We start from the raw sequence: 14,794 nt of genomic DNA on the forward strand, positions 1-14,794 counted from the left end.
AAAACATCGTTTGGTTTTCTGTCAATCATCTTTGAAAACCGGTCAATTTTGATACTCAACTCATGCCTATTCCGCCAGAAATATTTTAAAAAACATCATTTTGTTTTGTGAAGAAATTGAGTGGGGGTAAGTTGATAATGTTCTTTGAAAGCGGTCGCGAAATACGACGGATTTTCGAACCCGACGGCATAAGCAGCATCGCCAACGGAATGACCGGCCCGAAGCAGTTCGCCACCACGGTCAAGCCGGTAAGTACGGATAAGCCGGCCGGGGCTGATACCTGCAACCGAATTCAGCTTACGCATAAGCGTTCGGCTGCTCATTGCCATTTCTTCTGCCAGCAATTCTGTACGAAAGCCAGGCTCGTCCAAATGAGATTCGATGATACCTTTCAGTTTTACCAAAAAAGGGTTTTGCGAAAAATTGTCTGTCTCACCATCGGACGCCTTAACCAGGAGTTGAGTCGCTGCTCTTTCAAAGAAGTGTTTTTGGTGAAATTCACGCAATCTTTCCTGATGTCTGATGATGTTTCGCATCCTCAAACGAAGCTCATTGAGATTAAACGGCTTTGTCAGATAGTCGTCCGCTCCTGCGGAGTAACTTTCGACACGACTTTCTTTATCAGACTTCGCGGTAAGGATCATAATCGGAATATGATCAGTCGAAGAGTCTGATTTGAGGTGCCTAATAATATCAAAGCCATTCAGACCGGAAAAGGCAAGGTCGGAAATAATGAGGTCAGGCAATTCTCGTTGTGCTATTTTTAGTCCCTTTTTTCCATCTACGGCTTGCAGGACTCGATAGTCAGTTGCCAGCGATTCTGAAATAAATGCCAGCAAATCGATATTGCTCTCGATAACAAGCACAAGTGATTGACCCAAATCCCCTTCTTTGAGTTCGTCATTTGGCGTGCCAGTCTCACGTTCCTCCAATTCAATATGGGCGTAATTCTCGATAATTTTCGAGTGAAATTTCAAACGGAAGGTAGTTTTTGGTCCTGATTCATGGTCCACGGATAACTCCCCACCCATTCTACGAGTTAACTCATAAGCAAATGCCAGGCCGATTTCCGATTGGTTGGAGTTTCTTTTCAACTGATTATCTACTTCGTAAACCCTCCCAAAAACGGGGGATCGCTCCTGCTCTTTAGCCACTATATCGGTATTGGAAAAAATCATTTCTACTACTTCCTCCATTGATTCTAAGCTAACATTAACCGCGCCTTTTTCAGGAGTAAAACTGATCGCATTCGACACCAGAATTCGTATGATTTTTTCCAGACTATCTCTATCCAGAATCGTTAAATATGAGGCAATGTTTGACGAAAACGACAAATCTATAGCGCTGTCACTTGCCTCCCGTCTGAAAGTTTCCACGATGCCTTTCACAAAATAAATCAGATCTCCTACTGTCGATGTTACCGACTCAGTTACTGTTTCCAGTTTCGAAATGTTCAACATTTCACCTGTTAGCCTCAAAAGCTGCTCTGCATTTCGGCGAACTACGGTGAGGCTTTTTATAGTATCGGTGTCATGCGCAGAATTTTGGAGCAAACTATCCACGGGCGCTATAATCAAGGACAGCGGCGTCCTGAACTGATGGGTAATATTGTCGAAAAAACGGGCTTTGGAATCCGCAAGATCTTTCAAACGCTGGGATTCCCTTAATTGGACGACGTATCTGGCTGTTTTGTCGATCGTTACTTCCAGATCCTGAAAGTTGACAGGCTTCATAATAAAGTCAAATGCTCCCCGATTCATCGCCGTTCGGATATTTTGCAAATCACCATAAGCCGAAACCATAATAGTCCTGCTCAGCGGTAACAGATCCGAAAGCTGCGCCAGGAGCGTTAGGCCGTCGATATCAGGCATATTGATATCAAGCAAAAGAACGTCTACCTCCTGCCCGAGATGAATAATATCCATAGCTTCGCGTCCGCCTCTCGCAAAGCGAAAAGTGTACTCACCACTTTGAATCCGGCGTCTGAATCGCTGCTGCATGAGCGGCTCCAGCATCGGTTCGTCGTCCACAACGAGAATTTTAACACTCATCCTAGAAATCGGTTCGTTCCAATCAGTCATGACTCCGTTGAAATTACAGGCAGATATATCTTAAACACGGTATACTGATCAGGTACCGATTCGACGCTCATCTTGCCGCCATATAACTTAGCTATAATTTCATGACTAAGGCTCAAGCCTAAGCCTGTGCCTTCTCCAGCAGGCTTTGTGGTAAAAAAAGGGTGGAAGATTTTGCCAACATCCTCCCTCCCGATACCATTTCCGTTGTCTTTCACAACCAGCTCGACATTGCCATCTTTTATAGTCGACTTTACCGTCAGCGTGGGCAAATCATTTTCATCAAACTGTTTTTGATGCAATGCATAAAAAGCATTATTAAAAAGATTTTGCAAAACACGGTTAATCTCCTGCAATACTATGTCGATCTTTGGCAACGCAGGATCCAAGTCAAAAAGCAGCCTACAATTAAAGGTTGGATTCTTAAACGTAAAATCCTGAAAAGCTGTTTGGACGCACATTTCTACAAATTGATTGAGATCTGTTTGCTGACGCACGTCGGTACTGAACCTGCTGTGATCGAGCATACTCCGAACGATGGAGGAGGCCCGTCGACCGCTTTGAGCAATGTAATGCATATTGTCCCGCAGGTTAGTAGAGAGGTGTTTACTTTGCTCATATTTCCCGTTTTCAATACTTTGAGCCAGTTCTTGCGACAGCTCAATCGATACTTCTGCAAAGTTGTTGACAAAGTTTAAAGGATTCTGGATTTCATGAGCGACACCGGCAACCAACTCGCCGAGACCAGCCATTTTTTCCTTCTGAACCAATTGGGATTGTGTGTTGCGCAATGTTTCCAAAGATTCTGATAACTCTTCTGTTCGAAGTGCAACAAGCGTTTCCATTTCTTGGCTGTAACGGAGTAACGAAGCACTCATTTGATTGAATTGATTAGTCATTGCCCCAACTTCATCGTTGACATCCACCGCTAGCTGAACAGACATATTGCCCGAACGAACCTCTTCAAATCCAGCCTGTATATTCGTGAGGGGCGCAAGCAGAGAATAACGCAGAAACATGGGCAGAAAAACTACGACCAGCGCTGTAGTCACCGGAATAAGTATTACAAATCCCTTCACCATTTGTTGCACAAAAATGGCATTTCCTGGTAATTGCTGCACCATTCGGGTAAGAATGATCGGTGTCAAACCCAGGAAAATCAGTAATGAAGCCAGGGTAAAACCCACCAGTTTGGCCTGAAATGAGGTAGGTTGTTCAGTGTAATTAAGGAAGATGATTGCCGAATATATTGTTGAGAACAACAGCAGCGGATGGACGATATAGTAGTTCCACTCTATATCCAAATACAAACCAATTCTGGGACCCGATATAACGAGATTCGCCAACAGCCAGAAGAAAAAGCAGGAAAGACCCCACCATTGAAATGCAAGGAACATCTTCACTTTGCGGATCGAGGGAATTGGTGAAAGCTTTTCAGAGTTGGCTTTTCGTCTGAAAACGATGATGATCCAGATATAAGCCACGAGCGGAGGGACAAAAGTGGCATCATCCAGGACAATATCAAACGAATACATCACAAAGCAAATCGCTGTTATCAGAAAAAAAATCAGAACGGCTATGTTGCCTTCCGTCCTGAAAGGATTGCCACCAAACTGGTAAGTAAACCACATGACGTAAACTGAAACAACGCACAGAATGAGTGTGTGGAACCATCCGGTGTGATCGAGCAAATCATGATCAATAGTCAGATTGTGCATTGACGCAATTCCATAATAAAGTCCCATCAGAGATATCTGGCTAATGAATAGCCTCGATTCACGATTTTTCTGAGGAAGACTAACTAGGTATATACCTATCACAATACTCAGCACGAATCCGGCAAATGATCCTACAAAGCTTGCGTTTAATTCGAATAATTCAGGTTTCACTGGATATTGGCTGCTTGATTGGCAATAACGGACAGTAGTGATCAGGAAGTAAAATATCCATCTGACTTACACTTCCAGGTCATCAAATTTATAAATCCCTCCCCGGGTGTTTGTTTGATTATCGGACAATGGCCATTGATTTTTGGTCAAATCGGCGAGTATCTCCACGAAGGTATTCTCGTTGGAACCAAAAATCAAAAGTTTTGGCTCCTGCGACAGTTTGAAATAAAACCAAAAAAAAGCCCTAAATCAGCACTTTTAATTTATCTTACGTTAGACAAAAATCTATAAATAAGCAAGTTATGAGAAGCGTAATGATAGTGTCGGTTTTAGCAGTGTTTCTTTCCCTGTTACAGCCAACTTTTGCTCAGTCAAACTTACCTGTTGCCTCGGCTGGAAAAACAGTGTTTGGCAGCAATGCAAAAGCGGGCAAATACGCTGATATTCGAGGGTTTAAAATGTACTACGAAGTTTACGGTACCGGAAAGCCGCTTCTCCTTGTTCACGGCAACGGTGGTTCTATCGAGAATTTCAATAATCAGATTCCCTATTTTTCCAAAAATTACAAAGTTATCGCGGTGGACAGCCGCGCACAGGGAAAATCTATCGATACTGCCGACTCGCTCTCATATGAAATGATGGCTGACGACCTCAGCGCTTTCCTCGACCATCTTCATATCGATTCAACCTACGTGATCGGTTGGAGCGATGGGGGTATCGATGCACTTTTGCTAGCGATCAGACATCCTGAAAAAGTCAGCAAAATGGCTATTACCGGTGCCAATATCTGGCCGGATTCATCAGCAATAGAACCTATGTTTGTTGGCTGGATCAAAACCGCGAACGACAGCCTGGCGAAGTTAGAACAAAAACCCGCCGTGAAAGCACAGCGTAAATTATTGGAACTGATGATCTATAATCCCAATATTAAGACCGCGGACCTGAAAAAAGTGAGCTGCCCTACCCTAGTGATTGGAGGAGATAACGATGTCATCAGACCCCAACATACTTTAATAATTGCCGAAGCTTTGCCCAAGTCATACCTCTGGATTTTACCAAATTCGGGACACTCAACCCTTGTAAAATATAAGGAAACTTTTAATCTGGTCGTCGATAGCTTTTTTAAAAAACCATATAAAAGAGAAAGAGGAATGGCGCAGTTGGAGTAGAGAATCTAACGCATGGGAGAATATTAGTGATAAATAATGAGCATTTGTTCGGTGGGTCGGTTAAATTAGCCAACTGAATCTTTTACCAGTTATGACAAACGAAACTCCAGGTCCGAACGGACCGATATCAATTGCCGTTTTAGCATTTTCAAACGTGAACGGCGACCCGGAAGAAGAATATTTCAGTGATGGTGTTAGCGAAGAAATTATCAATGTGTTGAGCCGCGTACCGAATTTGCAGGTAGCAGGGCGTACATCTTCTTTTTCTTTCAAAGGAAAAAATCAGGATTTGCGGCTGATCGGCGAGCAGCTCAATGTTGCATATATCCTCGAAGGGAGCTTGCAAAGCACTGAGGATAAGCTGTTAATCACCACCAGACTCCTGACGGCCAACGAAGGACATGAAGTTTGGTCGGAAGAATATGAGAGGGCGCTGGAAGATATTTTTGATGTACAATATGAAATCGCTCAGGCCATTCTAAATGCTGTCAAATTGGAACTGCTCGGTGAAGATCTTTTGGTTACCTTTAAAAGATATACCCAAAATAAAGAAGCGTACCAGCTGTATTTACGAGGAAGATTTTATCATAACAAGTTTGGCCGGAATGACGAATATCAAAAGGCGATCCGGTATTTTGAGGATGCGGCAGCAATCGACCCAGCTTATGCAATCGCCTATTCCGGAATCGCATCCTGCTATCTGAACATGTGGTTTTACAGACTTCTGCCCGCCGCTGAAGCTCTGCCTCCGATGAAAGAAGCGACTAAACGTTCACTGGCTTTAGATAGCAGCATTGCAGAGAGTTACATTGCACTGGCGCGGATGCAGATGCTTTATGAGTGGGATTTCACAGCCGCTGCGATCTCTTTCAAAAAAGCATTAGAACTTAACTGGAACACTGCCGACCTGCACGGTCAACATGCACTATATATGGCACTTACGGGTAGATACTCCGATGCAGAAGAAGAAATTGCACTGGCTCTGACGCTCGAACCGTTTTCATTGATCAACAATTTTTACGCGGGTTACGTATATTGGGTTTCGGCAAAATTTGACAAAGCCATTGAACAAGGTGAGAAACTGGTAACATTAGACTCTAACTTTTGGGGCGGCCATATGATCTCGGGTCTCAATATGATCACTTTGAAAAACTATTCTTCAGCCCAGGAAGCGCTTGAAACAGCATTGGAGTTGAATTACAACGGAATTACACTGAGTGCTTGCGGTGTACTTTTTGGACTGTCGGGAGAGATTGAAAGTGCGGAGGATATTCTCACCCAAATGGTTTCTCTCGCCAAAACGAGCGTAGTCGCCAACTACGATATGGGCATCGTGAAGGCTTCGATCGGTGAAAAGGATCTGGCTGTTGGCTATTTCCAGGCTGCCATCGATAAGCATGAACCTCCCATGCTATTTTTCAGATATATCGTTAGGGATTGGCTTTCGGGTGCTTTGTATGACGAACGCTACTTAGAACTGGCCGAACAGATCATTAAATAAAATAAAATCATCATCCTGACGGTCAATAGCTTAATGCAACTATTCCAGTGTATCTCACGAAAATAATATAACCCACGTAAGACTCTTCGAATGTTTAACTTGAAAACCCTCCCGCAGCCGCTTACGATCCTGATGGTTGTCATTGTGCTGGCTGCGGCAGCCACTTGGCTGGTACCGGCAGGTCAATATAGTAAACTTTCGATGGCCGATAAAAAGTCATTTTCCATGACTACGGCAAACGGTGATACACTTCTGCCACTCAATCAGGAAACACTGAACCGGCTCGGGCTGCGGATTCCGGTTGGAAAATTTCTGAACGGCGAAGTACTCAAACCAGTCTCCGTCCCGAATACCTATAGAGAACTTGCCCGCAATCCGCAGGGTTTTATCGCCATTATTCAGGCCCCCATCAAAGGGATTTACGATAGCATTGATATCATTATGTTTATCCTCGTGATGGGCGGTTTCGTTTTTGTTTTCAATGAAACGAAAGCGATCGAAAAGGGAATCTCTTCCTTGTCGCATGCCATGCGGGATAAAGGCCCATACCTGATTGCAGTGCTAACTTTCCTCTTCTCATTCTGCAAAGCGAGCTACGGTATGGATGAAGAAGCACTGATGTTTTATCCGATCCTTGTTCCGGTTTTCTTGGCTGCGGGTTACGATTTGCTGGTTCCGTTTGCAGTCATTTTTGGAGGAAATACGGTGGGCGGTATAGCCGCATTTTCCAATCCATTTTCGACCATTATTGCTTCCAATGCGGCCGGGATCAACTGGAAAGACGGTATCTATGAACGTCTCATACTCTTCGCACTGACTACAGCTCTGTTCACCTGGTATGTGCTCCGATATGCTGAAAAAGTAAAAAAAGATCCTTCCGCGTCCTTGGTTTACCAAATAGATGGGATCGTAAAGCCGCCTTATGAAATCCATATCAAAGAGCAGGATCCGTCGGAAAAGTTGGAAGTGAAAACCAAATTGCTTCTCCTGATCTTCCTGGCAGCGTTTTTAGCGATGATCGGCGGTACCATGTTTTTACAATGGTGGACGCTCGAACTATCTGCTTTGCTTTTTGGGGCCGCCATACTCGTCGGATTTCTCGCAAAGGTCAACGAGCGGGTATTCGTGAGTTCATTTGTAAAAGGGGCGGAAAGCTTACTTTCGGTGGCATTTATTGTGGGTGTCGCGAGGGGCGTCACGATTGTTTTGAATGACGGGCATATCAGTGATTCCATTTTATATTACATGAGCAATCTGGTTGCGCACGTGCACCCTGCCCTATTCCTGTTACTTCTGCTCACGTTTTTTATTTTCTTCTCGCTTTTTATCACTTCAACATCAGGAATGGCAGTACTTACGATGCCGATTATTGGCACGTTGGCTGTGTTGATCAATATTCCCGGAAGTGAGATCGTCAATGCATATCTATATGGCATGAATCTCATGTTTTTCGTTTCGCCCACGGCCATGTTATTGCCTTCACTGGCTTTAGTGAACGTAAGCCTGAAAGTCTGGATCCGCTTTATCATGCCGCTGCTGATTGTGTTATTTTTAGTATGCGCATTGTATTTGGTGGGAAGTATATATTTATAATTTGCCGATTATCAATAACTTAGACTCTTGTATCTGAAACATTCCGTATCAGCAACCAGTTCATCGAAAAGAGGATTGTCATGGTGGTCCTGAATGCCGGTCTTTATCAGAAATCCCTCCACGTTTCAAAACATGAAAACCGATGGCAACAACATTACCTGCACTTTCTGAAAGTCGTTTGCTGAGATATTTCAGCTTTGCCATGCTCTATGTCGCGCAGGGCGTTCCTGAGGGAATCATGCTTTTTGCTATTCCGGCATGGTTGGCCATGAATGGCAAAACAGCAGCGGAAGTCAGCAGCTATACAGCTATTATATTCTTGCCATTCGGGTTTAAAATTCTGGCCGCTCCCATGATCGAGCGCTTTACTTTTCTGGCGATGGGGCGCAGACGTCCATGGATCATCTTCGGACAAATGGGGATCGCGGCCAGTCTGGCCATTATGTCGCTGATCGAAAAGCCGCTGGACCATCTATTCCTGCTGACTGTTTTTGGCATTTGCTCATTCTTTTTTGTCATTGTTCAGGATATTTCAACGGACGCGCTGGCAATAGATATCGTGCCTATTGACGAACAAGCCAAAGCCAACGGCATGATGTGGGGAGCGAAAGTGGCAGGTATGGCTGGATCGCTCGCTATTTGCACCTGGTTACTTAACCAATATGGATTCTTCACAGCTATTTTTTCCCTCTCGCTTATCGTCGTACTGATCATGCTAGTGCCTTTGCTGTTGCGTGAACGTCCTGATGAAAAGCTTCTTCCCTGGACTCGGGGTCATGTGTCTCCCGACGCCGCAACACTGCAAATGGACAGCTTCAGAAAGATTTTCAAGTCGCTTTTGCGCATTCTCAGACTACGAAACAGCATCATCTTGCTAGCTCTCAACTTCTTGATTATGATGTCATTAGGATATATGAAGACACTCATACCCATATTTACGATTCAGGCAATTGGCTGGACCAACCAGGCATACTCTTCCGTTTATGCAACCACATCTTTTGTCGGCGGGATTCTGGGTATGATCGTTGGTGGCTATCTCGTCGATCGGTTTGGAACGAGCAAAATGATGAGTATTTATCTGGTATTACTGGTCTTGTTTACTGGTTTGATCGGCTTCGGAGAGGTTTGGTGGAAGATACCCTATTTTGTAGAAGGCTATATCGCGCTATTTGCATTTCTATATACTTTTATAATTATTACCATATTCGCCATGGTGATGAAAGGTTGCTGGAAAAGAATTTCCGCTATGCAGTTTACATTCTATATGGCCGCGTTTAACTTGGCTCAAACAATAGGCTCCGCGGCAATCGGACCGATCCGTGCCTATGCTGGGTGGAGTTTTACGCTTTTCGCTATCGCCATTCCCGCGGTTGTAGCTCTGTTAATTCTTCAAACGGTGAATATGAAAAGACATCTGATACAGGTTGAAGAGTTGGAGCAAGCCGAATTAAATCAAGGTGCACTCGCCATATAGCCTGACTTTTAATACCCTCGGGAATAATTTTTGTTATTCATTATTTAAACTAAAAAATCATGAAAGACGAAAATATAAAAACCGCGGCGCGGATCCTGCTGGGAGCGGGGTTGGTTTTCGCTGGCATTGGCCATCTGACATATGCGAGAAAAGAATTTCAGGCCCAAGTACCTGACTGGGTTCCCCTCAAAAAAGACGACACTGTTGTGTTATCAGGAATAGCTGAAATAGCGATGGGAAATGCTTTAATTCTTACGCCTAAAAAGTACAGAGCAACAGTGGGACAACTTGCGGCTGCTTTTTTTACTGCTGTTTTTCCCGGTAATATATCTCAGTATACCAACAAACGAAGCGCATTTGGTCTTGATTCCGACCAAAAAAGGTTCGCACGGTTATTCTTTCAGCCGGTATTGATATGGTGGGCGTTGAAAAGTACCGAGAAAACACGGACGACGTCGGAAGACAAAATACTTGGTAAGAACTAGTCAGATGTGCTTTTCAATCGTATCGCGCTCTATATCTGAACTATCTAAAACTTCAAGTAATTATTGGCGGATCTATGCTAAGTGTGGCTCAAATTTAGCATCGGTCCGCCGATAACTTTTTTTAAATGGGCTTGGCGTCAATATATCGTTAAATCGACCTTCATTGGCAATTAGTTTGTTCGATGTATCTCCATCTTTTATTAAAACATTTATAAATAAAATCCAGACCGTAACTGGGTTTTAAAAGGATTGTAATTATTCATGGCCGAATATCACCGCCTGGATTTGGAAGCATTTATAGAAGGAAAATTGCTTTATCAGAATGATATTACCCGTGGTTATTCGTGAGGACGCCACGGGTATTTTTTGCGGGCACGACTCCTTTTACATTCGTAAATCAATATATAAATCATCAATATGACGCCTGAGGAGCTCGAGTGGAATATAAAGCCAATACAGCATCAATACCAAAATCTTGATCTGACTTTTGAACAGGCAGAGAAAATTTACCGCTATGAGAAGGTAAAGAATCTACCATCCGACAGACACCACTTTTCTCAATGGGAAGAATGGGATTATGAATCAACAACTTTCAGGCAAATATTAAATGATGAACAATTCAACGAGTACGAAAAATTACTGAAGAAAGCCATTGTGAATTTTGAACAGAGATTGAAGGACGAAGATCTGGGAAAAATTAATGAGATTGCTTTTTGGGAAGAGCAGCTTGAATTTTTGGAGAAGGATTTCACTGCCAATCCCTTAAAGGAGCCAGATCTATTGTTTCATGCATGGTTTTCCGACGAGCAGGCAAAAATTACTTATTTAAAAACTGAGTATCTACGCTTCTTAAACGACAAGAAAAAACAACTCCTGACTGAACATTTTCGATTTAACAAAACGCTTGCTCCAATGCTTTGAAGGTCTCCATACTTCGACATGACTATTTTAGAATACTGCCAAACTTTATCGCCTTCAAACACTGGATGGATGAACCTACAAAAGCAATTAACAGTCACCTGATAGCAAAGTTTTCAACCCTTCCCACCGAGACGGAGACATTGTTAGTCCAGAAATTCAACGATTTAAATATCTTTAATGAAGCCAACCTTAAGAAACATTTTGGTTCGGCAGGAAGTTGGAATATCAGCGAATCGCCCCTCACTTTCGAAGAAGAAAAGCAATACAGACAGATGACCTGGCTGCTAATAAAAAGAAATATGCCGGGTAGTCTTGAATCTCCCTCAGATAGTTGCTGCAATATCAAATTCAGCAAGAACTTTTTTTTATATTTTGGAATACACTATCAGGCTAAAAGTGCCTCTTTATTATATTTCGCCCTGTAATCAAGTGGCGACAATCCGGTAATTTTTTTAAAAACTTCTCTAAAGGCTTTGTCGTCAGAATACCCGACTTCATCCATTACCTCAAAAACGTTCTTTCTCCCCTTTTCCAAAGTCTTCTTTGCCACTTCAACCTTTACGCGCTGCAGATATTCTACGGGCGTATTGCCTGTCGCTTTTACAAATCTTCTGTCAAAATTTCTACGACTGATAGCAAGCTGTGAAGCCAGGTCTTCAAACGATATTTTCGAACTCAAATGCTCCTCAATATAGGTCTGAGCCTGAGAAATCAGCTCATCTCCATGGTTTTTCTGAGCCTGAAAAATAAAGAAAGGAGATTGCGATGTTCTATCCATATCGATCTGGAAAATCTTGGAACAATATATCGCCGTTTGTCTGTCAAAATATTTTTCAACCAAAAATAATATCAGGTTCAGAAAGGAATATCCCCCGCCGTTTGTATATATCCCCTGCTGAACAGTGATCAGCTTGTCAATATTAAGGGGGATATCCGGAAAAATTTTCTTAAAATACGGTGCCGCACTCCAATGTGTCGAGCAGGTTTTACCATCTAATAGACCACTTGCAGCAAGCAAAAACACGCCAGTGCAAATACTCGCGATTTCGGCACCTCCCTTATATTGGTCCCTGATCCAATTGACAAGTTCTTTATTTTCAGCTATCAAATTATCGTAATCGTTAGAGACGAAAACTGAAGGGATCAGCAACAAGTCTGCCTTTTTTATTTCCTTAATACTTACCGGATGAACTGAAAAAAAGCCGGCGTCCAGTTTCAATTCCGTCACAAAACCAGCGATACGGATTTCCATCAAAGAATCATGACCCATTCGCTGCCACTGTGCATTCGCCCGGCTTAATATCTCAAAGGATCCTGTGATGCTACTTAGATTTACGTTTCCTTTCGGTACAATTATGATTACCTGTTTCATGGGGAGCGGTTAAGACTGACGTGCGTCCATCGCACGGTTAGCGATTAATTAGGAAGGTTGACAATCCATCAATAACATGCTATCAGCAATTGATTCCTTCGGTTTCAATAACAATTTCTTCGAAAAAAAATACATTCGTTACGCTTCAAACCATTCAGAGTTTCACGGAAAGATAGGACATAATCTTGTCCAAATCAACCCACTAAATTGTCTAATATACCCCCTTCTGATACGACATTAAGACTATAAATTTGTTGTGTTGGCGGTCGGTTTTTGCCCGTCAGCTTTAAAACATTTGATGTTCAAACTCCATTTAATTTACAACCTAAATTTAACCAACATGTCAAAGGACTTCAACACTTCCATATTGGTAGACCAGTCGCCGGAAGAAGCTTTTAATGCCGTTAATAACGTTCGGGGATGGTGGTCAGAAGAAATTGAAGGAGAAACCGACAAACTCAATGCGGTTTTTGATTATCACTTCGAGGATGTGCATCGATGCAAAATGCGAATTACTGAGCTTGTTCCGAACAAACGGGTCATTTGGCAGGTACTGGACAACTATTTCAAATTCACGGAAGACGAGACAGAATGGAAGGATACGCAAATGATCTTTGAAATTTCGGAAAAGGATGGCAAGACTCTGGTGCATGTAACCCACCTTGGTTTGGTGCCGGAACTTGAATGTTATGATACCTGTCGCAAAGCCTGGACACAATATATTGGGCAGAGTTTATATAATCTGATCACGACAGGAAAAGGCCAGCCGAATGCCACCAACAAACCTCAAACCGAAGATGAAAAGGGATTAGCTGCTCGCAGATAGCTGTTGGGTGTAGGGCTTGAAAATTATCTATATGCCACTAAGGCACGACGACACTAATTACAGTATATGATTCTGAGACTGGTTACCATCTTTAAATTCTAAATTTCATGAGCGACTATCAGAAAATCATTCATACGAATAAGCCAGTCAACGAGGTATATGCTGCCATAACTGAACATATTGTTGATTGGTGGAGCAATGACCTCGCAGGTACTATCACACATGCTGGTGACAGCTATAATATTGCTTTTGGCAGTACCCGAAAAACCATTGATATTACAGAAGCCGTACCTGATGAGCGTGATATGGACCTGCTCGAAGGCATATATTGATATGTCGTCTCTGAAAAATAAAGCGGAATGGGAAGGGACAAGTATGATATGGACATTGACTACCACTCCCTACGGAACCGAGCTTAAATTTTTACACAAGGGCTTGAATCATAATATGGAATGTTACAATGTTTGTGAGGACGGATGGGATTATTTTCTAAATAGCCTGGAAGTGTATTTGCAAACGGGGGAAGGTACACCCTACATGAAGCCGGTTACCACAGAGGCATAAAAGAATCAAATCACTTCAATCAGCGCTCTTTTTGATTCTGACTTCTACTCGTCTGTTTAATTTCCTGTTTTGCTCCGAGTCATTTGGCGCAACAGGGCGATTGCTACCATATGCTTTGCTTCGGATTCTTGTCGACCCGATGTCAGAAGACAAGAGATACTCCTTTACCATATCCGCCCGATAGCCGGAAAGGTAAAAATTCTTGACCGGATCACCCAGATCGTCGGTGTGACCTGCCAGATCGACCTCCATTTTTCCATGAGTTTTCAGGAATTCAGCCATATGTTGCAAATCCGACTGTGACTTGGGCAATATATTGGCTCTGCTTTGAGAAAAATACAAGACAAATGAGATTTCCTCATTCAAAATTCCTTTCGTATCTTCGATTTTGCCATTTCTCGTTTCGTTTGTCAATGAAAGAGAATCCGGAGCTTTTCTGCTCAAATAAAATATCTCGGTAGGACTCATTCTGTTCCCCAATATCGACTCAGTAAGTGTCTCATAACCATCCGCATATACCGATATTAAACTGGTATCATTTACCGGAATTTTGAAGTTAGATACCCGATCCTCATACGAAGGAACCTGTTCCACTCCGGGCACCCGGCCAACGACGATGATCTTTGCATTTATTGGTAATAAAGTTTCCCTATCCAGAACGCGAACAGTGATTTTCGTCCGGGTAACAGCTTTTGGTTTGAATAAAGGTTTGTTCGCTGCAAGTGACTGGGCAGATATCAATTTCGTTTGATCGAAATCGCTCTGTTTTTTGTCGCCAGAAAGTAGCTGCCCCACTCCTTTTTGGCAGATTAAGCTTACTAAGATAACTACGTACACGACCGTTCTCATAATACTGACAAGCTTTATCGACGAATCATTGCTGCATATACAATAGAAAGTTTACCAATATATAAAATAAAAT

At 42.8% G+C, this 14,794-nt stretch carries 13 protein-coding genes; 9 read left to right on the top strand and 4 right to left on the bottom strand.

The annotated features are described in order from the left end of the window. Positions 1-95: 95 nt before the first annotated feature. Positions 96-2,051 (bottom strand): response regulator, encoded by a 1,956-nt coding sequence (locus AC1XUD_RS03145; RefSeq protein ID WP_483359499.1) that lies wholly within the window; start codon positions 2,049-2,051, stop codon positions 96-98. 26 nt (positions 2,052-2,077) lie between these two features. Continuing rightward, entirely contained in the window at positions 2,078-3,967 is a 1,890-nt protein-coding gene (locus AC1XUD_RS03150; RefSeq protein WP_483359500.1) for a sensor histidine kinase, read from the bottom strand. A 302-nt stretch (positions 3,968-4,269) separates the two neighbouring features. Here AC1XUD_RS03150 and AC1XUD_RS03155 point away from each other — a divergent pair, with 302 nt between their 5' ends. From AC1XUD_RS03155 to AC1XUD_RS03180, 6 genes are all read left to right on the top strand, one after another. Next, positions 4,270-5,136 (top strand): alpha/beta fold hydrolase, encoded by an 867-nt coding sequence (locus AC1XUD_RS03155; protein ID WP_483359501.1) that lies wholly within the window; start codon positions 4,270-4,272, stop codon positions 5,134-5,136. A gap of 91 nt (positions 5,137-5,227) precedes the next feature. Continuing rightward, the gene (locus tag AC1XUD_RS03160) at positions 5,228-6,637 is read left to right on the top strand and encodes a tetratricopeptide repeat protein (protein WP_483359502.1); all 1,410 of its coding nucleotides are present in this window, start codon (positions 5,228-5,230) and stop codon (positions 6,635-6,637) included. Positions 6,638-6,727: 90 nt separating this feature from the next. Next, positions 6,728-8,230, top strand: a complete 1,503-nt coding sequence (locus tag AC1XUD_RS03165) for a YfcC family protein (protein WP_483359503.1) — start codon at positions 6,728-6,730, stop codon at positions 8,228-8,230. Positions 8,231-8,372: 142 nt separating this feature from the next. After that, positions 8,373-9,704: an MFS transporter gene (locus tag AC1XUD_RS03170; protein ID WP_483359504.1), complete on the top strand. Its 1,332-nt coding sequence runs from the start codon at positions 8,373-8,375 to the stop codon at positions 9,702-9,704. 59 nt (positions 9,705-9,763) lie between these two features. After that, positions 9,764-10,189 carry a DoxX family protein gene (locus AC1XUD_RS03175; protein ID WP_483359505.1) on the top strand — a complete coding sequence of 142 codons (426 nt, stop codon included), beginning with the start codon at positions 9,764-9,766 and terminating at the stop codon, positions 10,187-10,189. A 417-nt stretch (positions 10,190-10,606) separates the two neighbouring features. Continuing rightward, positions 10,607-11,110, top strand: a complete 504-nt coding sequence (locus tag AC1XUD_RS03180) for a hypothetical protein (protein WP_483359506.1) — start codon at positions 10,607-10,609, stop codon at positions 11,108-11,110. Between the two features lie 385 nt (positions 11,111-11,495). On the opposite strand, the gene AC1XUD_RS03185 is transcribed toward AC1XUD_RS03180, so the two are convergent. Then, positions 11,496-12,482, bottom strand: a complete 987-nt coding sequence (locus AC1XUD_RS03185) for a GlxA family transcriptional regulator (protein ID WP_483359507.1) — start codon at positions 12,480-12,482, stop codon at positions 11,496-11,498. A 340-nt stretch (positions 12,483-12,822) separates the two neighbouring features. Here AC1XUD_RS03185 and AC1XUD_RS03190 point away from each other — a divergent pair, with 340 nt between their 5' ends. The 3 genes from AC1XUD_RS03190 to AC1XUD_RS03200 all read left to right on the top strand — a co-directional run bounded on the left by AC1XUD_RS03190 (position 12,823) and on the right by AC1XUD_RS03200 (position 13,872). Further along, positions 12,823-13,308: an SRPBCC family protein gene (locus AC1XUD_RS03190; RefSeq protein ID WP_483359508.1), complete on the top strand. Its 486-nt coding sequence runs from the start codon at positions 12,823-12,825 to the stop codon at positions 13,306-13,308. Positions 13,309-13,415: 107 nt separating this feature from the next. Continuing rightward, on the top strand, positions 13,416-13,640 hold the full coding sequence (locus AC1XUD_RS03195) for a hypothetical protein (RefSeq protein WP_483359509.1): 225 nt from the start codon (positions 13,416-13,418) through the stop codon (positions 13,638-13,640). Next, on the top strand, positions 13,603-13,872 hold the full coding sequence (locus tag AC1XUD_RS03200; protein WP_483359510.1) for an SRPBCC family protein: 270 nt from the start codon (positions 13,603-13,605) through the stop codon (positions 13,870-13,872). The genes AC1XUD_RS03195 and AC1XUD_RS03200 overlap by 38 nt, the downstream gene beginning before the upstream one ends. A 15-nt stretch (positions 13,873-13,887) precedes the next feature. Here AC1XUD_RS03200 and AC1XUD_RS03205 read toward each other — a convergent pair whose 3' ends face one another. After that, positions 13,888-14,721, bottom strand: coding sequence for an OmpA family protein (locus AC1XUD_RS03205; RefSeq protein WP_483359511.1), 834 nt, complete (start codon positions 14,719-14,721; stop codon positions 13,888-13,890). Positions 14,722-14,794 lie beyond the last annotated feature (73 nt).

It is taken from the genome of Dyadobacter sp. HNCC25DJ184 (assembly GCF_056895215.1).

What these genes read in the sequence shown, in the direction of transcription:
- AC1XUD_RS03160 (WP_483359502.1), top strand. Translation starts at nt 5,228, where the DNA reads ATGACAAACGAAACTCCAGGTCCGAACGGACCGATATCAATTGCCGTT.
- AC1XUD_RS03180 (WP_483359506.1), top strand. Translation starts at nt 10,607, where the DNA reads ATGACGCCTGAGGAGCTCGAGTGGAATATAAAGCCAATACAGCATCAA.
- AC1XUD_RS03185 (WP_483359507.1), bottom strand. Translation starts at nt 12,482, where the DNA reads ATGAAACAGGTAATCATAATTGTACCGAAAGGAAACGTAAATCTAAGT.
- AC1XUD_RS03170 (WP_483359504.1), top strand. Translation starts at nt 8,373, where the DNA reads ATGGCAACAACATTACCTGCACTTTCTGAAAGTCGTTTGCTGAGATAT.
- AC1XUD_RS03205 (WP_483359511.1), bottom strand. Translation starts at nt 14,721, where the DNA reads ATGAGAACGGTCGTGTACGTAGTTATCTTAGTAAGCTTAATCTGCCAA.
- AC1XUD_RS03165 (WP_483359503.1), top strand. Translation starts at nt 6,728, where the DNA reads ATGTTTAACTTGAAAACCCTCCCGCAGCCGCTTACGATCCTGATGGTT.
- AC1XUD_RS03190 (WP_483359508.1), top strand. Translation starts at nt 12,823, where the DNA reads ATGTCAAAGGACTTCAACACTTCCATATTGGTAGACCAGTCGCCGGAA.
- AC1XUD_RS03195 (WP_483359509.1), top strand. Translation starts at nt 13,416, where the DNA reads ATGAGCGACTATCAGAAAATCATTCATACGAATAAGCCAGTCAACGAG.
- AC1XUD_RS03200 (WP_483359510.1), top strand. Translation starts at nt 13,603, where the DNA reads ATGAGCGTGATATGGACCTGCTCGAAGGCATATATTGATATGTCGTCT.
- AC1XUD_RS03145 (WP_483359499.1), bottom strand. Translation starts at nt 2,051, where the DNA reads ATGAGTGTTAAAATTCTCGTTGTGGACGACGAACCGATGCTGGAGCCG.
- AC1XUD_RS03175 (WP_483359505.1), top strand. Translation starts at nt 9,764, where the DNA reads ATGAAAGACGAAAATATAAAAACCGCGGCGCGGATCCTGCTGGGAGCG.
- AC1XUD_RS03155 (WP_483359501.1), top strand. Translation starts at nt 4,270, where the DNA reads ATGAGAAGCGTAATGATAGTGTCGGTTTTAGCAGTGTTTCTTTCCCTG.